16 protein-coding genes are annotated in these 15,224 nt (G+C 40.5%); 10 read left to right on the forward strand and 6 right to left on the reverse strand.

Annotation, left to right across the window (positions count from 1 at the left end; all coding sequences use genetic code 11):
• Positions 1-20: 20 nt before the first annotated feature.
• The 3 genes from JO943_RS15470 (at position 21) to JO943_RS15480 (ending at position 2,323) form a co-directional block, all read left to right on the forward strand.
• Positions 21-701, forward strand: coding sequence for a DUF1345 domain-containing protein (locus JO943_RS15470; protein ID WP_202741246.1), 681 nt, complete (start codon positions 21-23; stop codon positions 699-701).
• A 96-nt stretch (positions 702-797) separates the two neighbouring features.
• Positions 798-1,559 (forward strand): class I SAM-dependent methyltransferase, encoded by a 762-nt coding sequence (locus tag JO943_RS15475; protein WP_202741247.1) that lies wholly within the window; start codon positions 798-800, stop codon positions 1,557-1,559.
• A gap of 140 nt (positions 1,560-1,699) precedes the next feature.
• The gene (locus JO943_RS15480; RefSeq protein ID WP_005228946.1) at positions 1,700-2,323 is read left to right on the forward strand and encodes a LysE family translocator; all 624 of its coding nucleotides are present in this window, start codon (positions 1,700-1,702) and stop codon (positions 2,321-2,323) included.
• A 61-nt stretch (positions 2,324-2,384) separates the two neighbouring features.
• Here JO943_RS15480 and JO943_RS15485 read toward each other — a convergent pair whose 3' ends face one another.
• The 5 genes from JO943_RS15485 to JO943_RS15505 form a co-directional block, all read right to left on the reverse strand.
• Positions 2,385-3,362: an MBL fold metallo-hydrolase gene (locus JO943_RS15485; protein ID WP_202741248.1), complete on the reverse strand. Its 978-nt coding sequence runs from the start codon at positions 3,360-3,362 to the stop codon at positions 2,385-2,387.
• Between the two features lie 194 nt (positions 3,363-3,556).
• The gene (locus JO943_RS15490; RefSeq protein ID WP_032868049.1) at positions 3,557-4,000 is read right to left on the reverse strand and encodes a hypothetical protein; all 444 of its coding nucleotides are present in this window, start codon (positions 3,998-4,000) and stop codon (positions 3,557-3,559) included.
• Positions 4,001-4,071: 71 nt separating this feature from the next.
• Positions 4,072-6,129, reverse strand: a complete 2,058-nt coding sequence (gene metG, locus JO943_RS15495) for a methionine--tRNA ligase (protein WP_005228949.1) — start codon at positions 6,127-6,129, stop codon at positions 4,072-4,074.
• 144 nt (positions 6,130-6,273) lie between these two features.
• Complete coding sequence (locus JO943_RS15500; RefSeq protein ID WP_202741249.1) at positions 6,274-6,732, reverse strand: hypothetical protein; 459 nt, start codon at positions 6,730-6,732, stop codon at positions 6,274-6,276.
• A 72-nt stretch (positions 6,733-6,804) separates the two neighbouring features.
• On the reverse strand, positions 6,805-7,302 hold the full coding sequence (locus JO943_RS15505; RefSeq protein WP_005283714.1) for a hypothetical protein: 498 nt from the start codon (positions 7,300-7,302) through the stop codon (positions 6,805-6,807).
• 109 nt (positions 7,303-7,411) lie between these two features.
• Between JO943_RS15505 and JO943_RS15510 the strand changes: the two genes are divergently transcribed.
• The 4 genes from JO943_RS15510 to JO943_RS15525 all read left to right on the forward strand — a co-directional run bounded on the left by JO943_RS15510 (position 7,412) and on the right by JO943_RS15525 (position 11,141).
• Positions 7,412-7,948 (forward strand): GNAT family N-acetyltransferase, encoded by a 537-nt coding sequence (locus JO943_RS15510; RefSeq protein WP_202741250.1) that lies wholly within the window; start codon positions 7,412-7,414, stop codon positions 7,946-7,948.
• Between the two features lie 187 nt (positions 7,949-8,135).
• Positions 8,136-8,585 (forward strand): hypothetical protein, encoded by a 450-nt coding sequence (locus JO943_RS15515; RefSeq protein ID WP_005228953.1) that lies wholly within the window; start codon positions 8,136-8,138, stop codon positions 8,583-8,585.
• A gap of 302 nt (positions 8,586-8,887) precedes the next feature.
• Positions 8,888-10,117, forward strand: a complete 1,230-nt coding sequence (gene apbC / locus JO943_RS15520) for an iron-sulfur cluster carrier protein ApbC (RefSeq protein ID WP_202741251.1) — start codon at positions 8,888-8,890, stop codon at positions 10,115-10,117.
• A gap of 148 nt (positions 10,118-10,265) precedes the next feature.
• Complete coding sequence (locus tag JO943_RS15525) at positions 10,266-11,141, forward strand: 5'-methylthioadenosine/S-adenosylhomocysteine nucleosidase (protein ID WP_199974429.1); 876 nt, start codon at positions 10,266-10,268, stop codon at positions 11,139-11,141.
• A 24-nt stretch (positions 11,142-11,165) separates the two neighbouring features.
• On the opposite strand, the gene JO943_RS15530 is transcribed toward JO943_RS15525, so the two are convergent.
• Positions 11,166-11,723, reverse strand: coding sequence for a DUF2062 domain-containing protein (locus JO943_RS15530; protein WP_199974427.1), 558 nt, complete (start codon positions 11,721-11,723; stop codon positions 11,166-11,168).
• Between the two features lie 313 nt (positions 11,724-12,036).
• On the opposite strand from JO943_RS15530, the gene JO943_RS15535 reads away from it, so the two are divergent.
• The 3 genes from JO943_RS15535 to JO943_RS15545 all read left to right on the forward strand — a co-directional run bounded on the left by JO943_RS15535 (position 12,037) and on the right by JO943_RS15545 (position 14,959).
• Positions 12,037-12,630: a LysE family translocator gene (locus tag JO943_RS15535; RefSeq protein WP_199974425.1), complete on the forward strand. Its 594-nt coding sequence runs from the start codon at positions 12,037-12,039 to the stop codon at positions 12,628-12,630.
• Between the two features lie 107 nt (positions 12,631-12,737).
• Positions 12,738-13,307: a dCTP deaminase gene (dcd, locus tag JO943_RS15540; RefSeq protein ID WP_002120290.1), complete on the forward strand. Its 570-nt coding sequence runs from the start codon at positions 12,738-12,740 to the stop codon at positions 13,305-13,307.
• Between the two features lie 260 nt (positions 13,308-13,567).
• Positions 13,568-14,959, forward strand: a complete 1,392-nt coding sequence (locus JO943_RS15545) for a hypothetical protein (RefSeq protein WP_202741252.1) — start codon at positions 13,568-13,570, stop codon at positions 14,957-14,959.
• The last annotated feature ends 265 nt before the right edge of the window (positions 14,960-15,224 follow it).

Raw genomic sequence — 15,224 nt, forward strand, 5'->3', positions numbered from 1 at the left:
AAAATACAATCAGGTGAAGCATGCAAGGATTTGTACAGCGTTTTGCGAGAGGGATAAAACATCGTCCTTACCTGTCCGCAACTTTTAGTCTGGGGTTGCTGATCTATGCGGCATTGCACTTTTTTACCGACTGGAAATGGGCCACCTGTTTGCAGTTAGGCTGGAATATTGCCATATGGCTGTATTTGTTTCTGACCCTGAAAATGATGTGGCATCTGGATGCAACACACATTTTAAAACGTGCCCGGCAACAGGATGAAGGCAAGTGGGTGATCCTCACGGTGGTATTGATTGCGATTGTGGTCTGTTTTATTTCAATTGTGGTACAGCTTAGTCATGTGCCGAAAGATTTTCCTATTTTAAAAAGCGCCTTGATTCTACTGACCATCGGCACCATATTTTCAACCTGGTTATTACTGCATACTTTATTTGCGATTCACTATGCCCATGACTATTATCTGGCCAAAAGTCGACATGAAGAAGCAGGACTGGACTTTCCTAAAACAGATCAACCCGACTATCTGGATTTTATTTATTTCAGCTACATCATTGGTACCTCGGCTCAGACAGCAGATGTGTCGATTACCAGTTCTGCACTCAGACACTTAAATATCTTTCATTGTGTACTGGCCTTTATCTTTAATACCGTGATTCTGGCGGTTGCGATCAATGTCGCGGCGAGTTTAATCGGATTAAATTAATAACTTATTTTTATTAATAAAATTAAAATTGATCATTTTTATTTTTGTTTGTGTCTGTTTATTGTAAAGGCAATCAGGCACAGCAAGGATAAGAATATGACCACCCAGCATCAAGTCAATCAACAGCAATATCAGGATAAATCTCAGGCCTATTTAACCAGTAGCGTGCATGCGCAGGGAATTGAATTTCAGAAAATGCAGCAGTTGATTCAGGCACATCAATTTAAAATAGTACTGGATTTGGGCTGTGGCGGTGGGCATGTCAGTTACCAGGTTGCACCTTTTGTAGAGCAGGTGACTGCCTATGACTTAACGCCATCGATGGTCGAACTGGTGGCTCAGCAGGCCCAGCAAAAGGGCTTTGATCATGTCATGGCCGTACAAGGGGCTGCCGAGGCACTGCCTTTTGCCGATCAAAGTTTTGATTGCGTCATTAGCCGTTATTCAGCGCATCACTGGAACAATGTCGCACAGGCGATGGCGGAAATTCGCCGTGTATTGGCGCCACAAGGCAAGGTGATTATGGTAGATATTTTGGGAAATTCGAATCCTGTCATGGATACCTTTTTTCAGACGATTGAAACGATTCGCGATCCAAGTCATGTGCGTAATTATAGTTTGCAAGAATGGATGCACTTTGCTGAATGTGCAGGATTTCGAATCGAATGTGTTGAAAAACAGCATTTAGAGTTAGAGTTTCAGAGCTGGACAGAACGGATGCAAACGCCTGATTATGCAGTCCAGACCATACGGCATTTACAGCACAAAGCTTCCGATCAGACGCGCCATTATTATCAGATTCAGGCGGATGGCTCATTTCGTAGTGAAGTGATGTATCTGGTTTTGAGTCGGGCTTAAGTTTTATATAAAAGGTATAGGCTCAAAAATATTGTATTCAAGCGTGAAAAATAAGAGGGCAACTCAAAATTTATCTATCACCTTGATCCTGTTTTTAAGTAAAATCATTGCTTGAAAATTATTCTAATCTAGAGGTTATCTTGGAATCGTTATTGATTTTAGGCTCAATTGCGTTGGCCTTAATGTTGGGTGCAATTAGCCCGGGCCCTACATTTATTTATGTGGCGAAGAATTCAATTGCGATTTCACGTAAACATGGCCTATTTACCGCTTTAGGTACAGGCACGGGGGCAGCCTTGTTTGGTTTGCTGGCAGTCATGGGCTTACAGGCAATTTTATTGGCGGTGCCTTCTGCGTATATCGCTTTAAAAGTATTTGGTGGCCTATATTTACTTTGGCTGGCGTATAAAATTATCAAACATGCCAAAGAGCCAATGGAAGCAGTCAATGGTACTGTGAATCAGATGAGCTATGCACAAGCCTTTCGTTTAGGGTTAATTACCCAGCTCAGTAATCCGAAAATTGCCATTATCTTGGCCAGTATTTTCACGGCCTTATTACCGAAAGACATCCCAAGCTATTACTATGTGGTGTTACCGATGTTGTGCTTCTTTATTGACGCAGGTTGGTATTCGCTGGTGGCGGTTGCCCTGTCAGCAGAAGGGCCACGCAAAGTCTATTTAAAATCCAAATCTGTGTTTGACCGTATCGCAGGTGGCGTGATGACGCTGTTGGGATTAAAGCTGATTTTTGGAATGAAATAATACAGCAGAAAAAGCGACCACGAAGGTCGCTTTTTTATTGTCTAGAATCCACTTATTCAGCTTAATCTTTAAAATGCACTGGAATCCATTGATAGCTCTTACCATCTGCTGAATAAATATGCCCCATTCCTGGGAAAGGTAAATGTGGTGCAGCAATGGTTTGGCCATTTTTAGCGAAATCAGCAAACTGTTTTAAACGGGTTGCCACTGCTTTTTTCGGATCAATATCGTATTCAATCGCAGTTTTAGGTTGATCAAATTGCACGGTATGTGAATGTACGATATCGCCAATAAACACTACGCTTTCGCCTTTGCTTTTGAGTTCATAACTAAAGTGGCCTGGAGTATGTCCCGCCGTGTTAATGACTTTAAAACCCTGAATGTCATCACCAATTTTATAAGTTTTAAAGCGTTGCTTGGCTTGGTAAGGAGTAATCGCCTGTTTAATTTGCTTCACAGTTCCTTCATAGCCCGCTTGTTTGTCTTTTGGAAGCTTGGCTGCCTGTTTGGGATCTAACCAGTAATTGGCTTCATCATTGGAGACATATACGGTTGCATTGGGGAAATTGGCAACGCCATCTTTACTGATGCCACAGACATGATCAGGGTGTAAATGTGTGAGTAAAATGGTATCGATTTGTTCAGGTTTGTAGCCTGAAGCGACCAGATTTTTCAGGATTGAACCTAAGTGTGGGCCAAAGCAACTGGCTGCGCCGCTATCGACGAGTACCAATGATTTTCTTGTATTGACGAGGAAAGCATTGATGGAGGTTTGCACTCCTTTGTCTTGGTCTGCGTAGTATTTTTTCAGGATATGTTGGACTTGTTGCGGTGAAATATCTTTAAACAGGCTTGGTGACATAAAGTTAGTGCCATCGAGCAGGGCAGTGATTTGCACATCACCCACTTGGTGTTGATAGAAGCCTGCTACCTGTTTTTGTTGTTCAATGATCGGCAGGGTTTTGCTTGTTTCTGCATGGCTCAGTAAAGGGATGCTGCTCAAGAATGAGATAGAAAGAAGTAGGGCTATTTTTTTCATTTATAAATATTCTCAATTTTAGTTGAATTGTCTACTTTTTAGCACGGATATCTATTCTTTAAAAGAGAATAATCATTATCGAAGAAATACTATAATCTCCGATTGCTTTATTGTTTGTAGTTACGCTTGGGCTGGAAGAAAGGTACAACTTGTATTTAGTTTGAGAGAATTTATTTGATTAAAAGTATTAACTATTATTTTGATTTTTTCCATTCAATAACGGCACAAATAGTCGTAATTGGCAGGATTAAAACAAATTGTAGATATAAAAAAGTCAGCAACCATTCGTGAGAAAATTGTGAAAGTAGCAATAAAAGAGGCGCCCATAATAAACTGGTAAAACAACCATAAGCGATGGCTTGGTATAGATTTGCATTTACTAACTTATCTTTGAATATATGTAAAAATAACTCACCCGTAATATAGGCAGGAATGTAGCCAACAACATATCCGACTGCGATCGCAATTAACATTAAGCAAAGCATAGGAATAACTATACTGGGTGTGATTAGACTTTGTAAAAAACGGATTGGATGGTCTAGATAAATCAAGATATGGAAACTGATTACAATGATAAATGTTCCAATAGTTGAACCATAACGTGTAAATGTGGTTGTTTCTGAGTTGTTTTTATTCATTTTGAGCTTTATTTGATTTAATTAAAAATAATATAAAAGGGCTTCCGAAGAAACCCTTGATATTTTATAAATTAAGACACTTTATCGCCTGGTTTTGCTCCAGATTCAGGTGAAATCACCCAAACCCCTTCGCCATTACCAGCGGCAAGAACCATACCGTTAGAAATACCAAAACGCATTTTACGCGGTGCAAGGTTAGCCACCATCACCACTAATTTGTCTTTTAGATCTTCTGGCTGATAAAACTCACGAATGCCACTAAACACATTACGCGGTTCAGCTTCACCGACATCTAAAGTCAATTGCAGCAATTTATCAGAACCTTCAACTGTTGCAGCTTCCAATACTTTTGCCACACGAAGATCAATTTTCATGAAGTCTTCAATACCAATGATGTCAGCTTCACCTACTTTTGGCTCAGGCTTCTTCTCGGATTTCTTTTCTTTTTTCTTCTCTGCTTTTGGCACTTCCGCCGCCGCAGCTAAAGAATCTTTAGATGCATCCACCATTGCAGCCACAGCTTTGGCATCAACACGCTGCATCAATGGTTGGAATTGCGCAATTTCATGTCCAACCAAGATCTGCTGACGTGATGCAAAGTCGAAGCTTTCAAGTTGTAAGAAGGCTTGAACCTGTGCAGCAAGCGTTGGCAATACAGGAGCCAAGTAAATCGCAAGTTGACGGAACAGGTTAATACCTACCGAGCACACATCATGAACTTGCTGTTCCTGACCTTCTTGCTTCGCAAGTGCCCACGGTTTTTTCTCATCGATATACTGATTGGCGCGGTCAGCCAATGCCATGATTTCACGGATCGCAGCCGAGAATTCACGTGCTTCATAGGCTTGTGCGATTGAATCACCTGCATCAATAAAGCTTTGCACCAGTTCAGATTCTGCACATGTATTCGACAAGGTATTATTGAAGTTGCTGTTAATGAATTTTGCACAACGACTGGCAATATTCACCACTTTACCCACAAGGTCAGAATTCACCTTCTGAACGAAGTCATCCAGATTCAAATCTGAATCTTCAACTTTGTCAGACAGCTTAGATGCAAAGTAATAACGTAGATATTCAGGATTCAAATGTTCTAAATAGGTTTCAGCTTTAATGAAGGTCCCACGAGATTTCGACATCTTCTGACCATTCACCGTCAAGAAACCATTCACGAATAAACCTGATGGGGTACGGTAGTTGGCACCTTCAAGCATTGCCGGCCAGAACAGGGCATGGAAGTAAACAATGTCTTTACCGATGAAGTGATAAACTTCTTTATCGCTGTCTTTTTTCCAGAAATCATCGAAGCTGAGATCAGGGCGTTTAGTTTTGATGTAGTTTTCAAAACTCGACATATAACCAATCGGCGCATCGACCCAAACATAGAAATATTTGTTTGGCGCATCTGGAATTTCAAAACCAAAATAAGGCGCATCACGCGAAATATCCCAATCCGATAAGCCTGCTTCAAACCATTCGTCTAATTTATTGGCAATTGAAACTGGCAGACGACCTTGGTCACGGGTCCATTTCTGTAAGTATTCTGCAAAATTCGGAAGTTTAAAGAAGTAGTGATCTGATGATTTTTCAACAGGGGTGGCACCACTTAAGGTTGAACGTGGGTTTTCCAGTTCAGTGGCATTATAGGTTGTACCGCACACTTCACAGGCATCACCGTATTGATCTTCCGCTTTACATTTCGGGCATGTGCCTTTAATGAAACGGTCAGACAGGAACATGCCTTTTTCAGGGTCGAATAACTGGGTAACAGGACGAATTGCAATATTGCCTGCTTCACGGTTTTTAATATAAATTTCTTCTGAACGCGCTTTGTTTTCATCACTGTTGGTTGAATCATAGTGATCGAAATGTACGCCAAAACCATCAAAGTCACGGATATGTTCTTTCTGAACATTGGCAATTTGCTGTTCCGGGCTAATGCCATTGGCTTCAGCACGCAGCATGATCGCGGTACCGTGAGCATCATCCGCACATACATAAGTCACATCATGGCCCATTGCACGCATTGCACGAACCCAAATATCTGCTTGGATATAACCGAGTAAGTGACCCATATGGATAGGACCATTGGCATAAGGTAGGGCATTGGTGACTAAAATTTTACGCACGGATATTGTTCTCTCATTCGTATTTGCAAGGCAGATGATTTTACATGACTTGACCCCGACTTGCACAAGGGATTCAGTGAAATCTTTTCAAGCTAGGTTCGGAGACAATTTGGGCCTGCATTCGTCTTTTAAACGTGTTTTGAGTTAACTCATTTTAATTAAGCTAATAATTTGGTTTTCGTGATCAAAATAAAGCTTATAACTTTTGAGTTTACTGTGATGGCGATTGACGATGAAATAACCTGAACAGGGTACTTGCCATTGTTTCTCTGTATTCTCAGTAAAGCCGATCCAAGCATGTCCACTAAATATAAAAGTACGATCATCTTTCATTGTAAATTCATCAAAATAGATTGCATCGCACCAAAATGTATTTTGACCAAAATTTACTTTAGAAAATTTCCAGCAACTTAAAAAAGCAATCAAGGCTTCTAAGTCTTCGCTTGGTTTATTTGTCTTGAATTGAAGAATAGTGTGGGCAATATCACGCTCTATAGCCAAGACTCTACGTTGAATTCTTCTTTTGCTGGAGTAAACATATTTTGACCACTTTGCATACCTCTCATCTTCTTGTTTTTGCAGTGTAAGTTCTTCTTTATTCATATTCGATTTTGAATAGTTTTATCTATGAATTTTTGATTATTGAGTTGAGAAAAAAGTATGCATCCCGAAGGATTACATACTTTGCATTTGCTTGACTGTGATGCTGTGCTTGGAGTTCTTCCTTAACGAAATGACTTTTCCTTTAGACAGGAAATGGATGAAATAGCTTTTTAAGCCGTCCGTTTTCGGATCAAGTGTAATCTCAGCAAACATCGGCGTTTGCCAAAGCTCATCACTGCCCAATGTGCCTAACCATGCCTGTGCTTTTAACACCACAGTAAATTGATCTTTGATTTCAAGGTCAGTAATGCTCAGTTCGCTGCACCAATGTTCCGTTTTAGGAAACTCGGCTTTCGAAAATTTCCAGCAAATGGTCAGCGCCAAACTGCTCTCAACCGGCGCTTTATCATCACTGATGTGATCAATAACCGGAATTAACTGTTCAGCCAAATCCTTTTCAAAAGACAGAATCATATTCTGGATTCTTCTTTTACTTGAAACAATGTACTTCAAGCGTTTTTCTTGGGCCTGAAGTTCCTGTTGAATTTCTAGAAGTTCATTTTCATTCATATAGGCAATTTTGACGACAAGGTCTATGATTGAGATATTTTCAGCAGTATATCCGATCTATCTCCTTATATTGTTAATAGTTTTTAATACACATTTATTGGTTCTAAAAATGATCGAAACAGCCAGATTACGTCTCAGACAATGGCGAGCAGAGGATAATGAAGCCTTTGCAGCCATGAGTATCAATCCTCAAGTAATGCAGTATTTTCCAAACCTGCTGACACGGGCAGAAAGTGATGCCTTGATTGAGCGCATGAAATCAATTATCGACACGCAAGGCTGGGGGTTCTGGGCGGTTGAGTTAAAACATAACCAGCAATTTATTGGCTTTACCGGGTTGCATGATCAACCGACACAATTTTCATTTTCTCCGTGTGTGGAAATCGGTTGGCGACTCGATCAGGCTTATTGGGGACAGGGTTATGCGCCTGAAGCTGCCCAAGCTGCGCTTGCATTTGCTTTTGAGCAGTTAAAGCTGGATAAAGTGGTGGCCTTTACTACCTTGGACAATGCGAAATCGCAAAGAGTCATGCATAAATTAAACATGAATAAAGTTGGTGAATTTCAGCATCCCGCTATAGCCAAAGATCATCCACTCAGTTGGCACGTGCTCTATGAGATATTAGCCAAGAATTTTGTTCGCTAGGCAGGATGTTATTCATTTATATGCTTTTTATATCTGATAATAAAATAATTTATCATTCAGCATTGTTTTGAATCTTCCTGTATTTCAATTGTTTCAATTTGCAGCGCTCAGCAAAAAATAGCGTTAAACGCGGTATAACTAAGATTGCTCCAAACAATATGTTTTTTACCTATAGTGAGGAAATACCATGACAAATGAAAAACTTGATGAATTAAAAAACCAAGCCGCTGAATTGGGCGATGATTTAAAACACAAAGCAAAAGAAACTCAGCTACAAGGTGAAAAGGCAATTGATGACTTAAAACATTCTGCCGCAGAACTGAAGTTGAAAGGCGAAAAAGCCGTTGATGATTTAAAGAAAGATGTTTCTGAAAAAAATGCTGAAGGTAAAGAAGCGGCTTCGAGCAAAGTGGATGATATCAAAGCAAAACTGGAAGATACCCAGCATGCGGTTCAAGACAAATTTGACCACTTGAAAGAAGAAGCCAGCCATAAACTGGATGATGCCAAAGCCAAAGCCGCTGAATTGAAAGATGAAGCTGCAGCAAAATTTGATGATCTTAAAGCTCAGGCCAGTCACAAGCTGGATGATTTAAAGAAAGCCGCAACGGATACCATCAATAAATTCAAAGGTTAATACCTTTAATCTGCGAATAGGATGAAAGACTTCCCCAAACATATCTACGCTATGTTTGGGGATTTTTTTATTTAAAGAGGTTTAAAAATGTCTGGGCGACATGAGACTGAATATTCAGTCTAGCATTGTTCGATCTAAGCTTTTTCTAACAAAAAAAGTGTATTGTCGGGCAGAGAAATCTAAAGCAGAAAAGTTGCTATAAAAAATGAGCAATTATCTGCTTTGAGAGGAGCGTCAATTGTTCAATACTGCTAAACTAAGCGAACTCAATGCTATGTTGATCTGTTTTTGGAGTAAACAAAATGTCGTGGCTTTCTTCCTTAAAATCTGTTTTTTCACCAGCGCAAGAAGTGAAGGAAGACGAGATTCAAACAGTTCTACAAAGTTATGTATTACCGCATTCAGATAATGCGCTCAAAGATCGGATTAGTCAGGTCAATGTACAAGGTCGTATTTTACAGCTGACCATTAATACCTTTCCCCAAGAAAAAGATCACTTGCAACAGATTCATGACGAACTTGCAGAAGCATTGGAAAAATGCGGCATTCAGGAATTAAATCTACATATTATTCAGCAAAAACATGCGGCGCATGGTGAGGCAGGTCACAGCTGCTCATCCAAACCAAAAGCAGAAAATAGCAATTTACCGCCTGTGATGGATGCTTCACCTCAGGCAGAAGCAGATCCTAATAATCCGCCGATTCAAAAAGCGGCACCGCAACAGCGCGATGTTGCTGCTCATCCCCGTATTCAAAATGTGATTCTGGTGTCATCAGGTAAAGGCGGTGTGGGTAAATCAACCACCACAGTAAACCTTGCACTTGCACTACAACAGCTCGGCCTAAAAGTAGGTGTGCTGGATGCCGATATCTATGGCCCAAGTATTCCAACCATGTTGGGCAATGCCGGTAAAACCCCACTGATTGAAAGTGAACACTTTGTACCTTTAGATGCCTATGGCATGGCCGTACTGTCGATTGGTCATTTAATCGGTGAGCACAATACGCCTGTGGCATGGCGTGGACCCAAAGCTACCGGTGCATTGATGCAGTTATTTAACCAGACCTTATGGCCTGATCTGGATGTGCTGGTGATCGATATGCCGCCTGGTACTGGCGATATTCAATTGACCTTGGCACAACGTATTCCGGTCACGGGTGCGGTGATTGTCACCACCCCACAAAATGTGGCGTTAATGGATGCGACCAAAGGCATTGAGCTATTCAATAAAGTGAATATTCCTGTGTTGGGTGTGATTGAAAATATGTCGACCCATATTTGCTCGAATTGCGGACACGAAGAGCAGATTTTTGGTACAGGCGGTGGCGATCAATTGTCAACGCAATACCAGATTCCATTACTGGGACGCTTACCTTTAGATGCGAAAATCCGTGAGCATGCCGATCAGGGCACACCAAGTGTAATCGCGAAGGATACCGCCGCCGAAAGCTATCTCAATATTGCCCAGGCCGTGTTGCAACAAATGGATAAGCTGCCAAAGCGCCAGAAAGACGATAAACGAATTTTCTAAGCCCACCGAAAACCCAACACGCAAATGTTGGGTTTTTGCTTTCTAATCGAAATCAACTTTTGATCTAGACCATTCCTCAACTCACTTTTAAAAACAAAGTAGGTACATAACTTGCTTTGTATAGACTTTCTTTTTTTAAGACAGGTGAATGATGCAATTCAAATCTTTTATCGGTATTGCCACGCTATGTACGACGCTTTTTTTAGCTGCATGTAATGGTGATAGCAACTCAAATTCGACTCAACCTCAAGAACAAGCGAAACTCCAGCCGATCGTGATTCAGGGGGCATTACCTGTCGAGTCGGAAAAAATGGCTGCTCAGTTAGAGAATGCGACTGTAGAAATGATTGGGGAATGGAAGTTCTGGAAGGGTACCTATAAGGGTTATCCTGTGGTGATTTCCAAGACGCGGATGGGCATGAGTAATTCTGCTGCTGCCACTGCACTTGCAATTCAACATTACAAACCGATTGCAATTATCAATCAGGGCACAGCCGGTGGTCATGATCCAGATCTGCATGTATTTGATATTGTGTTAGGTAAATACACCACCAATATCGGTGCATTTAAAACACCTAATAAACCCCTTGGTGGTGGTTCAAATGCTTTAGAGTGGAATGAAGCCTTTGATGTCTTACCTGATGATGAGTCTAATCCTGAGCCAATTGCGATCCGTAAATTTGAAGGTGACAAAGAACTCTTGCTTGCTGCTTACAAGGCAAAACCAAATTACAGCAAAGGACAAGTGGTGGAAGGTACGATTGGTTCGGCAGATACCTGGAATAACGAGCTTGATCGTATCAAGCAGTTCCATACGGTTTATGGGACTTCGGTAGAAGAGATGGAAGCAGCTTCAGTGGCCCAGATTGCCCATCAATTCAATGTGCCATTCTTGGGGATCCGTGTGTTATCCAATAACATTACCAATAATGGTACCTATGACCCTGCCACAGGTGAAGCATGTCAGGAATATGCACTCGATGTGGCAGAACAATATATGAAGGCCAAAGCCGCAGCGAAATAAGTATTCTTGTTAAGAAGAAATCATTTAGATGGTTTCTTCTTTTCTCCCTTTTTCACGATTTCTCCAGCTTCGAATCACACTCCAACGCCAGAGTAAGTGTGTCGCTGCATAAAATAAAACCGCAAATAAAATCGCTTCAATTATCAGCCCTGAAACCAGAATCTTGGCAAGGCTAAAATCAATATGTCCATGCCCAAAATTTTTGATCCAGTTTAGAATCTGATGCAGAACACCAAGCAACATGTCTTTATTAATCATATTGACGTGATAAATCTTGCTACCGAACCAGAATCCTAAATAAAGAATCGGTACAACCGTAAAGGGATTGGTTAACCATGCCATGCATAATCCAATCGGCAAGTTCACTTCAAACAGTAGCACGGTCAGGATAATAAACACGCTATGAAACGGAACCGGTAAAATGCCCCAGAAGGTGCCAATAAACATGGCTTTTGCAATAGAACGGCGATTTACATACCAAAGCAGTGGATTTAAGGTGCGTTCACCAAAAATCTTCATAAATTTTAGTCGAGCGACTTTTTCCGAAGAAGGTAGCCACTTATGAAAAAATTGCTTAGGCATAAATCATGTGGAGCGAATAAGAGATAGGAGGGGAAACAGCTTATAAAATAACATTAATTACTTAGCAAAAACTTAAAATCATGTCTCCATTTATCTGGGGGTAGCGGGGGCACTTATCAAGCCATCTCCAGAATTTGAATCTTAAATACTCAGGCATCTGCCTGTGACTGTGCAGTTGGTACTACTTGTAATTTTAAAAACATAAATAAAATAAAAGCTTATAAGGATTTTCGTCATAAGTCCTTACAGTTATTTTTTTGCTATAGCTGAGTAATTGGATTAATCTGAAAATCTCTCATAGTGAGGTCATTCAATGATTTCATGGTTTTTTATTGGTTTAGTAATCACCATTCTGCTGACACCAGGCCCAACTAATACCTTACTTGCATCTTCAGGGATTCAGGTCGGATTACGTAAATCTTTACTGCTTATTCCAGCGGAAGCGGTCGGCTATATTATTGCCATTACGGCTTGGGGGATGTTGATTGGTAAAGTATCGGCCACTTTTCCTTTATTACCCACGTTTTTGAAATTAATGAGTGCGGCTTATATTATTTTTCTTGCCATCAAGTTATGGCGTACGGCGAATCAGGATGTGGTTTTAAACCAGCCGACCATTCGCCCTAAAGAACTCCTCTGCGCAACCTTGCTCAATCCTAAGGCTTTACTGTTTGCTTCAGCCATTTTCCCTGCTGCTGCCTGGAAAAGTCAGGACATTTACCTGGCTCATATGGGGACATTTGTGGCTTTAATCCTTCCGATTGCTTTATTCTGGATTTCAGTCGGTGCAATGCTGGCAAGCAAGAAGGTAAACTGGCTCTCTCAAGCGAAACTGCAACGTACCGCCTGTGTGGTGCTGGTCAGCTTTGCGATTCCAATTAGTTATTCAGCGCTCAACAATTTATAACATTCCCGCCTCTATTGAAGCGAACGCATGAGAGGTGTTGTTTTCATTAATAGCATTTTAAGTTAAAGTACTCGCCAATTATTAACTTCGTCTTTGGATAAAAAGTCATGGCTATAAAATCTGATCGTTGGATTCGTGAAATGAGCGAAAAACACGGCATGATTGAACCTTATGCGGAAAATCAAGTTCGTTTTGATAAAAACGGTGAAAAGTTGATTTCTTACGGGGTATCGAGCTATGGCTATGATGTCCGTTGTGCGCGTGAGTTCAAAGTGTTTACCAATGTGCACTCAGCCATTGTTGACCCTAAGAACTTTGATGATAAAAGCTTTATCGATATCGAATCTGATGTGTGTATCATTCCGCCAAACTCGTTTGCCTTGGCACGTACCATTGAATATTTCCGTATTCCACGCAACGTATTAACCGTTTGCCTTGGCAAATCAACCTATGCACGTTGCGGTATTATTGTAAACGTGACCCCGTTAGAACCTGAGTGGGAAGGTCACGTTACTCTGGAATTCTCGAATACGACCAACTTGCCAGCACGTATTTACGCAGGTGAGGGTGTTGCGCAAATGTTGTTCTTTGAAAGTGATGAAGTATGTGAAACTTCATATAAGGATCGTGGTGGTAAATACCAAGGTCAAACTGGTGTGACTTTGCCGAAGACCTGATTATTAGATTTAAAAAAAAGCTCATCATATAAACTATGGTGAGCTTTTTTTATGTGATGTATTTAAATAAGCTGTATATGTTTGGCCTAAATTGTTTAGATAAATTAAACTTGTATTTAATTTATTTTAAAATATAATTAGAAAAATGCTTTGTTTTATCGCCGTTCACAGTGTGGATATAAATTAGAAAACTGTCTGTAGCTGAGATAAAACATTATAAAAATAAACAAATATGGATGTTTTAAACATGGAGGTCGGTCATGCGACAGTTTAAATCTCTTCATTTAGCTATGCTTTTGTTAGGTAGTTCATACGTAAATTTTGCTTATGCCACAGCCGGTACATTAAAAAGCATGACGGATACGGAACTCTCTGCAACCACAGGTCAGGCATTGATGAGTTTTTCGTATATTGCTCCCACTGATTTGGCCAATAAAGAAGCGTTGCGAGATGGCGGAGACAAAACTATCGGTTTCTATAAATTGGGATTGGAAGCTGAAATGGAGTTGAACGTCAATATTAAAAAGCTTCAGTTAGGTTGTGGTGGTACCAATGGAGCAGGTGGCTGTGATATCGATATTGATTACCTCAGTCTGAGTGGTTTAGGTAATTCTGAAACCTCTAATACCGATAGTGCGGCTGATCGCGCAGCACGTGCTGGCTCATCAGCGGTTTTAACCAATCCATTCATTGAATTTGCAGTCAAGAATCCAGATAAAGCTTCAACCCGTCAAATTGTTGGACTAAATTTAAGTGCCGAGAAGGCTTTGGGTTTAATTACCTTTGGTCTTGAGAATGGGCCCACTAAGACAGGTATTAACTCACTCAGTGGTTATATGGAAATTGCAGCCACAACGGGTATTGCCAATGTAAATGGATTTGGAACAAGTCAGGTGTCAGGAGAGCCAGACAGAAACACGTTAAATCAATCTGATGGTTATAATCCGATTACTGGCAAGATATGCTCTACACCTCTTCTTTGTATACCCACGATTGATTTTGAAACTACGGATTATGCGCTCAATCTTCGGGATAAAGCCACAGGCAGTAATATTTTAAAAGGGGATTTAGCTATAGGTCAGCAACCGATTACTGGAAAGCGGATTACCAGTGCCAATTTAACTGCTACAGCCGCAGTCCGTGATATTGATTTAAGCGGAAACATTGTAGCGAAGGCAATGGGACTGAATCTGGATAAACAGGTCACTGGTACGATTCAGAATTTGCTAGTTGATGTCGCGATCAGTGAAGATTTAGGTTATTTCCACAAGGCGAATCTAAATGGTACAGCAGCGTCACTTTCTTTACAGTCACAGAATATCCAGTGGAGTAATAATAAATCTGTTTCGCAAAATGGCTGGTGGCTTGAGTTTAGTAATCCGATCGATATTGGTTTCATTCAACCTGTATTTAATGTTGATATTCCTAAAGCGACGCTTAATGAAGCATTTTCACAAGTATCTCAGTATTTGAACGATCATCCGATTGATTGTGGACCACTGGGTGCGGCAAATTGTCTTTTGGGGGATACAGTCCCTGTAGGGACGGTGAATTTAATCAATGCAACCCGACCACAAATGGCCCTGACGAATTTAGAGCTAGCGACTCAAAAATTTACCCCAAACTGTTATGGTACTTTAAAATTTTGCTAATTTAACCTAAAAAACTAAGCAGCTTTGGCTGCTTTTTGTTTATATATTTTGATAGCTTAACTAAGAGATATCAATTAATTATCTTTAAAATACAATTCATTAGATGATGAGTTGAACGGATATATAGAACTTAAATCTTTATATTTGATTTTTTTCACGTTATTCCACTTGATTCACCCTTTCTTGTCAAAAATCGCAGTAGCTTAGGACGCCTCTAAAACAAGGAACAAGCCTTCATGTTTCTTCTGTCACATCTAAAGTATGT

Source organism: Acinetobacter sp. 'aerobic (ED)' (genome assembly GCF_904886855.1).
In the GTDB taxonomy this organism is placed as follows: Bacteria; Pseudomonadota; Gammaproteobacteria; order Pseudomonadales; family Moraxellaceae; genus Acinetobacter; species Acinetobacter courvalinii.

Excerpts from the sequence above, each read along its gene's own strand:
- JO943_RS15515 (WP_005228953.1), top strand. The coding sequence starts at position 8,136 with ATGACAAATGAAAAACTTGATGAATTAAAAAACCAAGCCGCTGAATTG.
- apbC (WP_202741251.1), top strand. The coding sequence starts at position 8,888 with ATGTCGTGGCTTTCTTCCTTAAAATCTGTTTTTTCACCAGCGCAAGAA.
- JO943_RS15470 (WP_202741246.1), top strand. The coding sequence starts at position 21 with ATGCAAGGATTTGTACAGCGTTTTGCGAGAGGGATAAAACATCGTCCT.
- JO943_RS15545 (WP_202741252.1), top strand. The coding sequence starts at position 13,568 with ATGCGACAGTTTAAATCTCTTCATTTAGCTATGCTTTTGTTAGGTAGT.
- JO943_RS15500 (WP_202741249.1), bottom strand. The coding sequence starts at position 6,732 with ATGAATAAAGAAGAACTTACACTGCAAAAACAAGAAGATGAGAGGTAT.
- JO943_RS15505 (WP_005283714.1), bottom strand. The coding sequence starts at position 7,302 with ATGAATGAAAATGAACTTCTAGAAATTCAACAGGAACTTCAGGCCCAA.
- JO943_RS15535 (WP_199974425.1), top strand. The coding sequence starts at position 12,037 with ATGATTTCATGGTTTTTTATTGGTTTAGTAATCACCATTCTGCTGACA.
- JO943_RS15485 (WP_202741248.1), bottom strand. The coding sequence starts at position 3,362 with ATGAAAAAAATAGCCCTACTTCTTTCTATCTCATTCTTGAGCAGCATC.
- JO943_RS15525 (WP_199974429.1), top strand. The coding sequence starts at position 10,266 with ATGATGCAATTCAAATCTTTTATCGGTATTGCCACGCTATGTACGACG.
- JO943_RS15510 (WP_202741250.1), top strand. The coding sequence starts at position 7,412 with ATGATCGAAACAGCCAGATTACGTCTCAGACAATGGCGAGCAGAGGAT.
- JO943_RS15490 (WP_032868049.1), bottom strand. The coding sequence starts at position 4,000 with ATGAATAAAAACAACTCAGAAACAACCACATTTACACGTTATGGTTCA.
- JO943_RS15530 (WP_199974427.1), bottom strand. The coding sequence starts at position 11,723 with ATGCCTAAGCAATTTTTTCATAAGTGGCTACCTTCTTCGGAAAAAGTC.
- dcd (WP_002120290.1), top strand. The coding sequence starts at position 12,738 with ATGGCTATAAAATCTGATCGTTGGATTCGTGAAATGAGCGAAAAACAC.
- JO943_RS15475 (WP_202741247.1), top strand. The coding sequence starts at position 798 with ATGACCACCCAGCATCAAGTCAATCAACAGCAATATCAGGATAAATCT.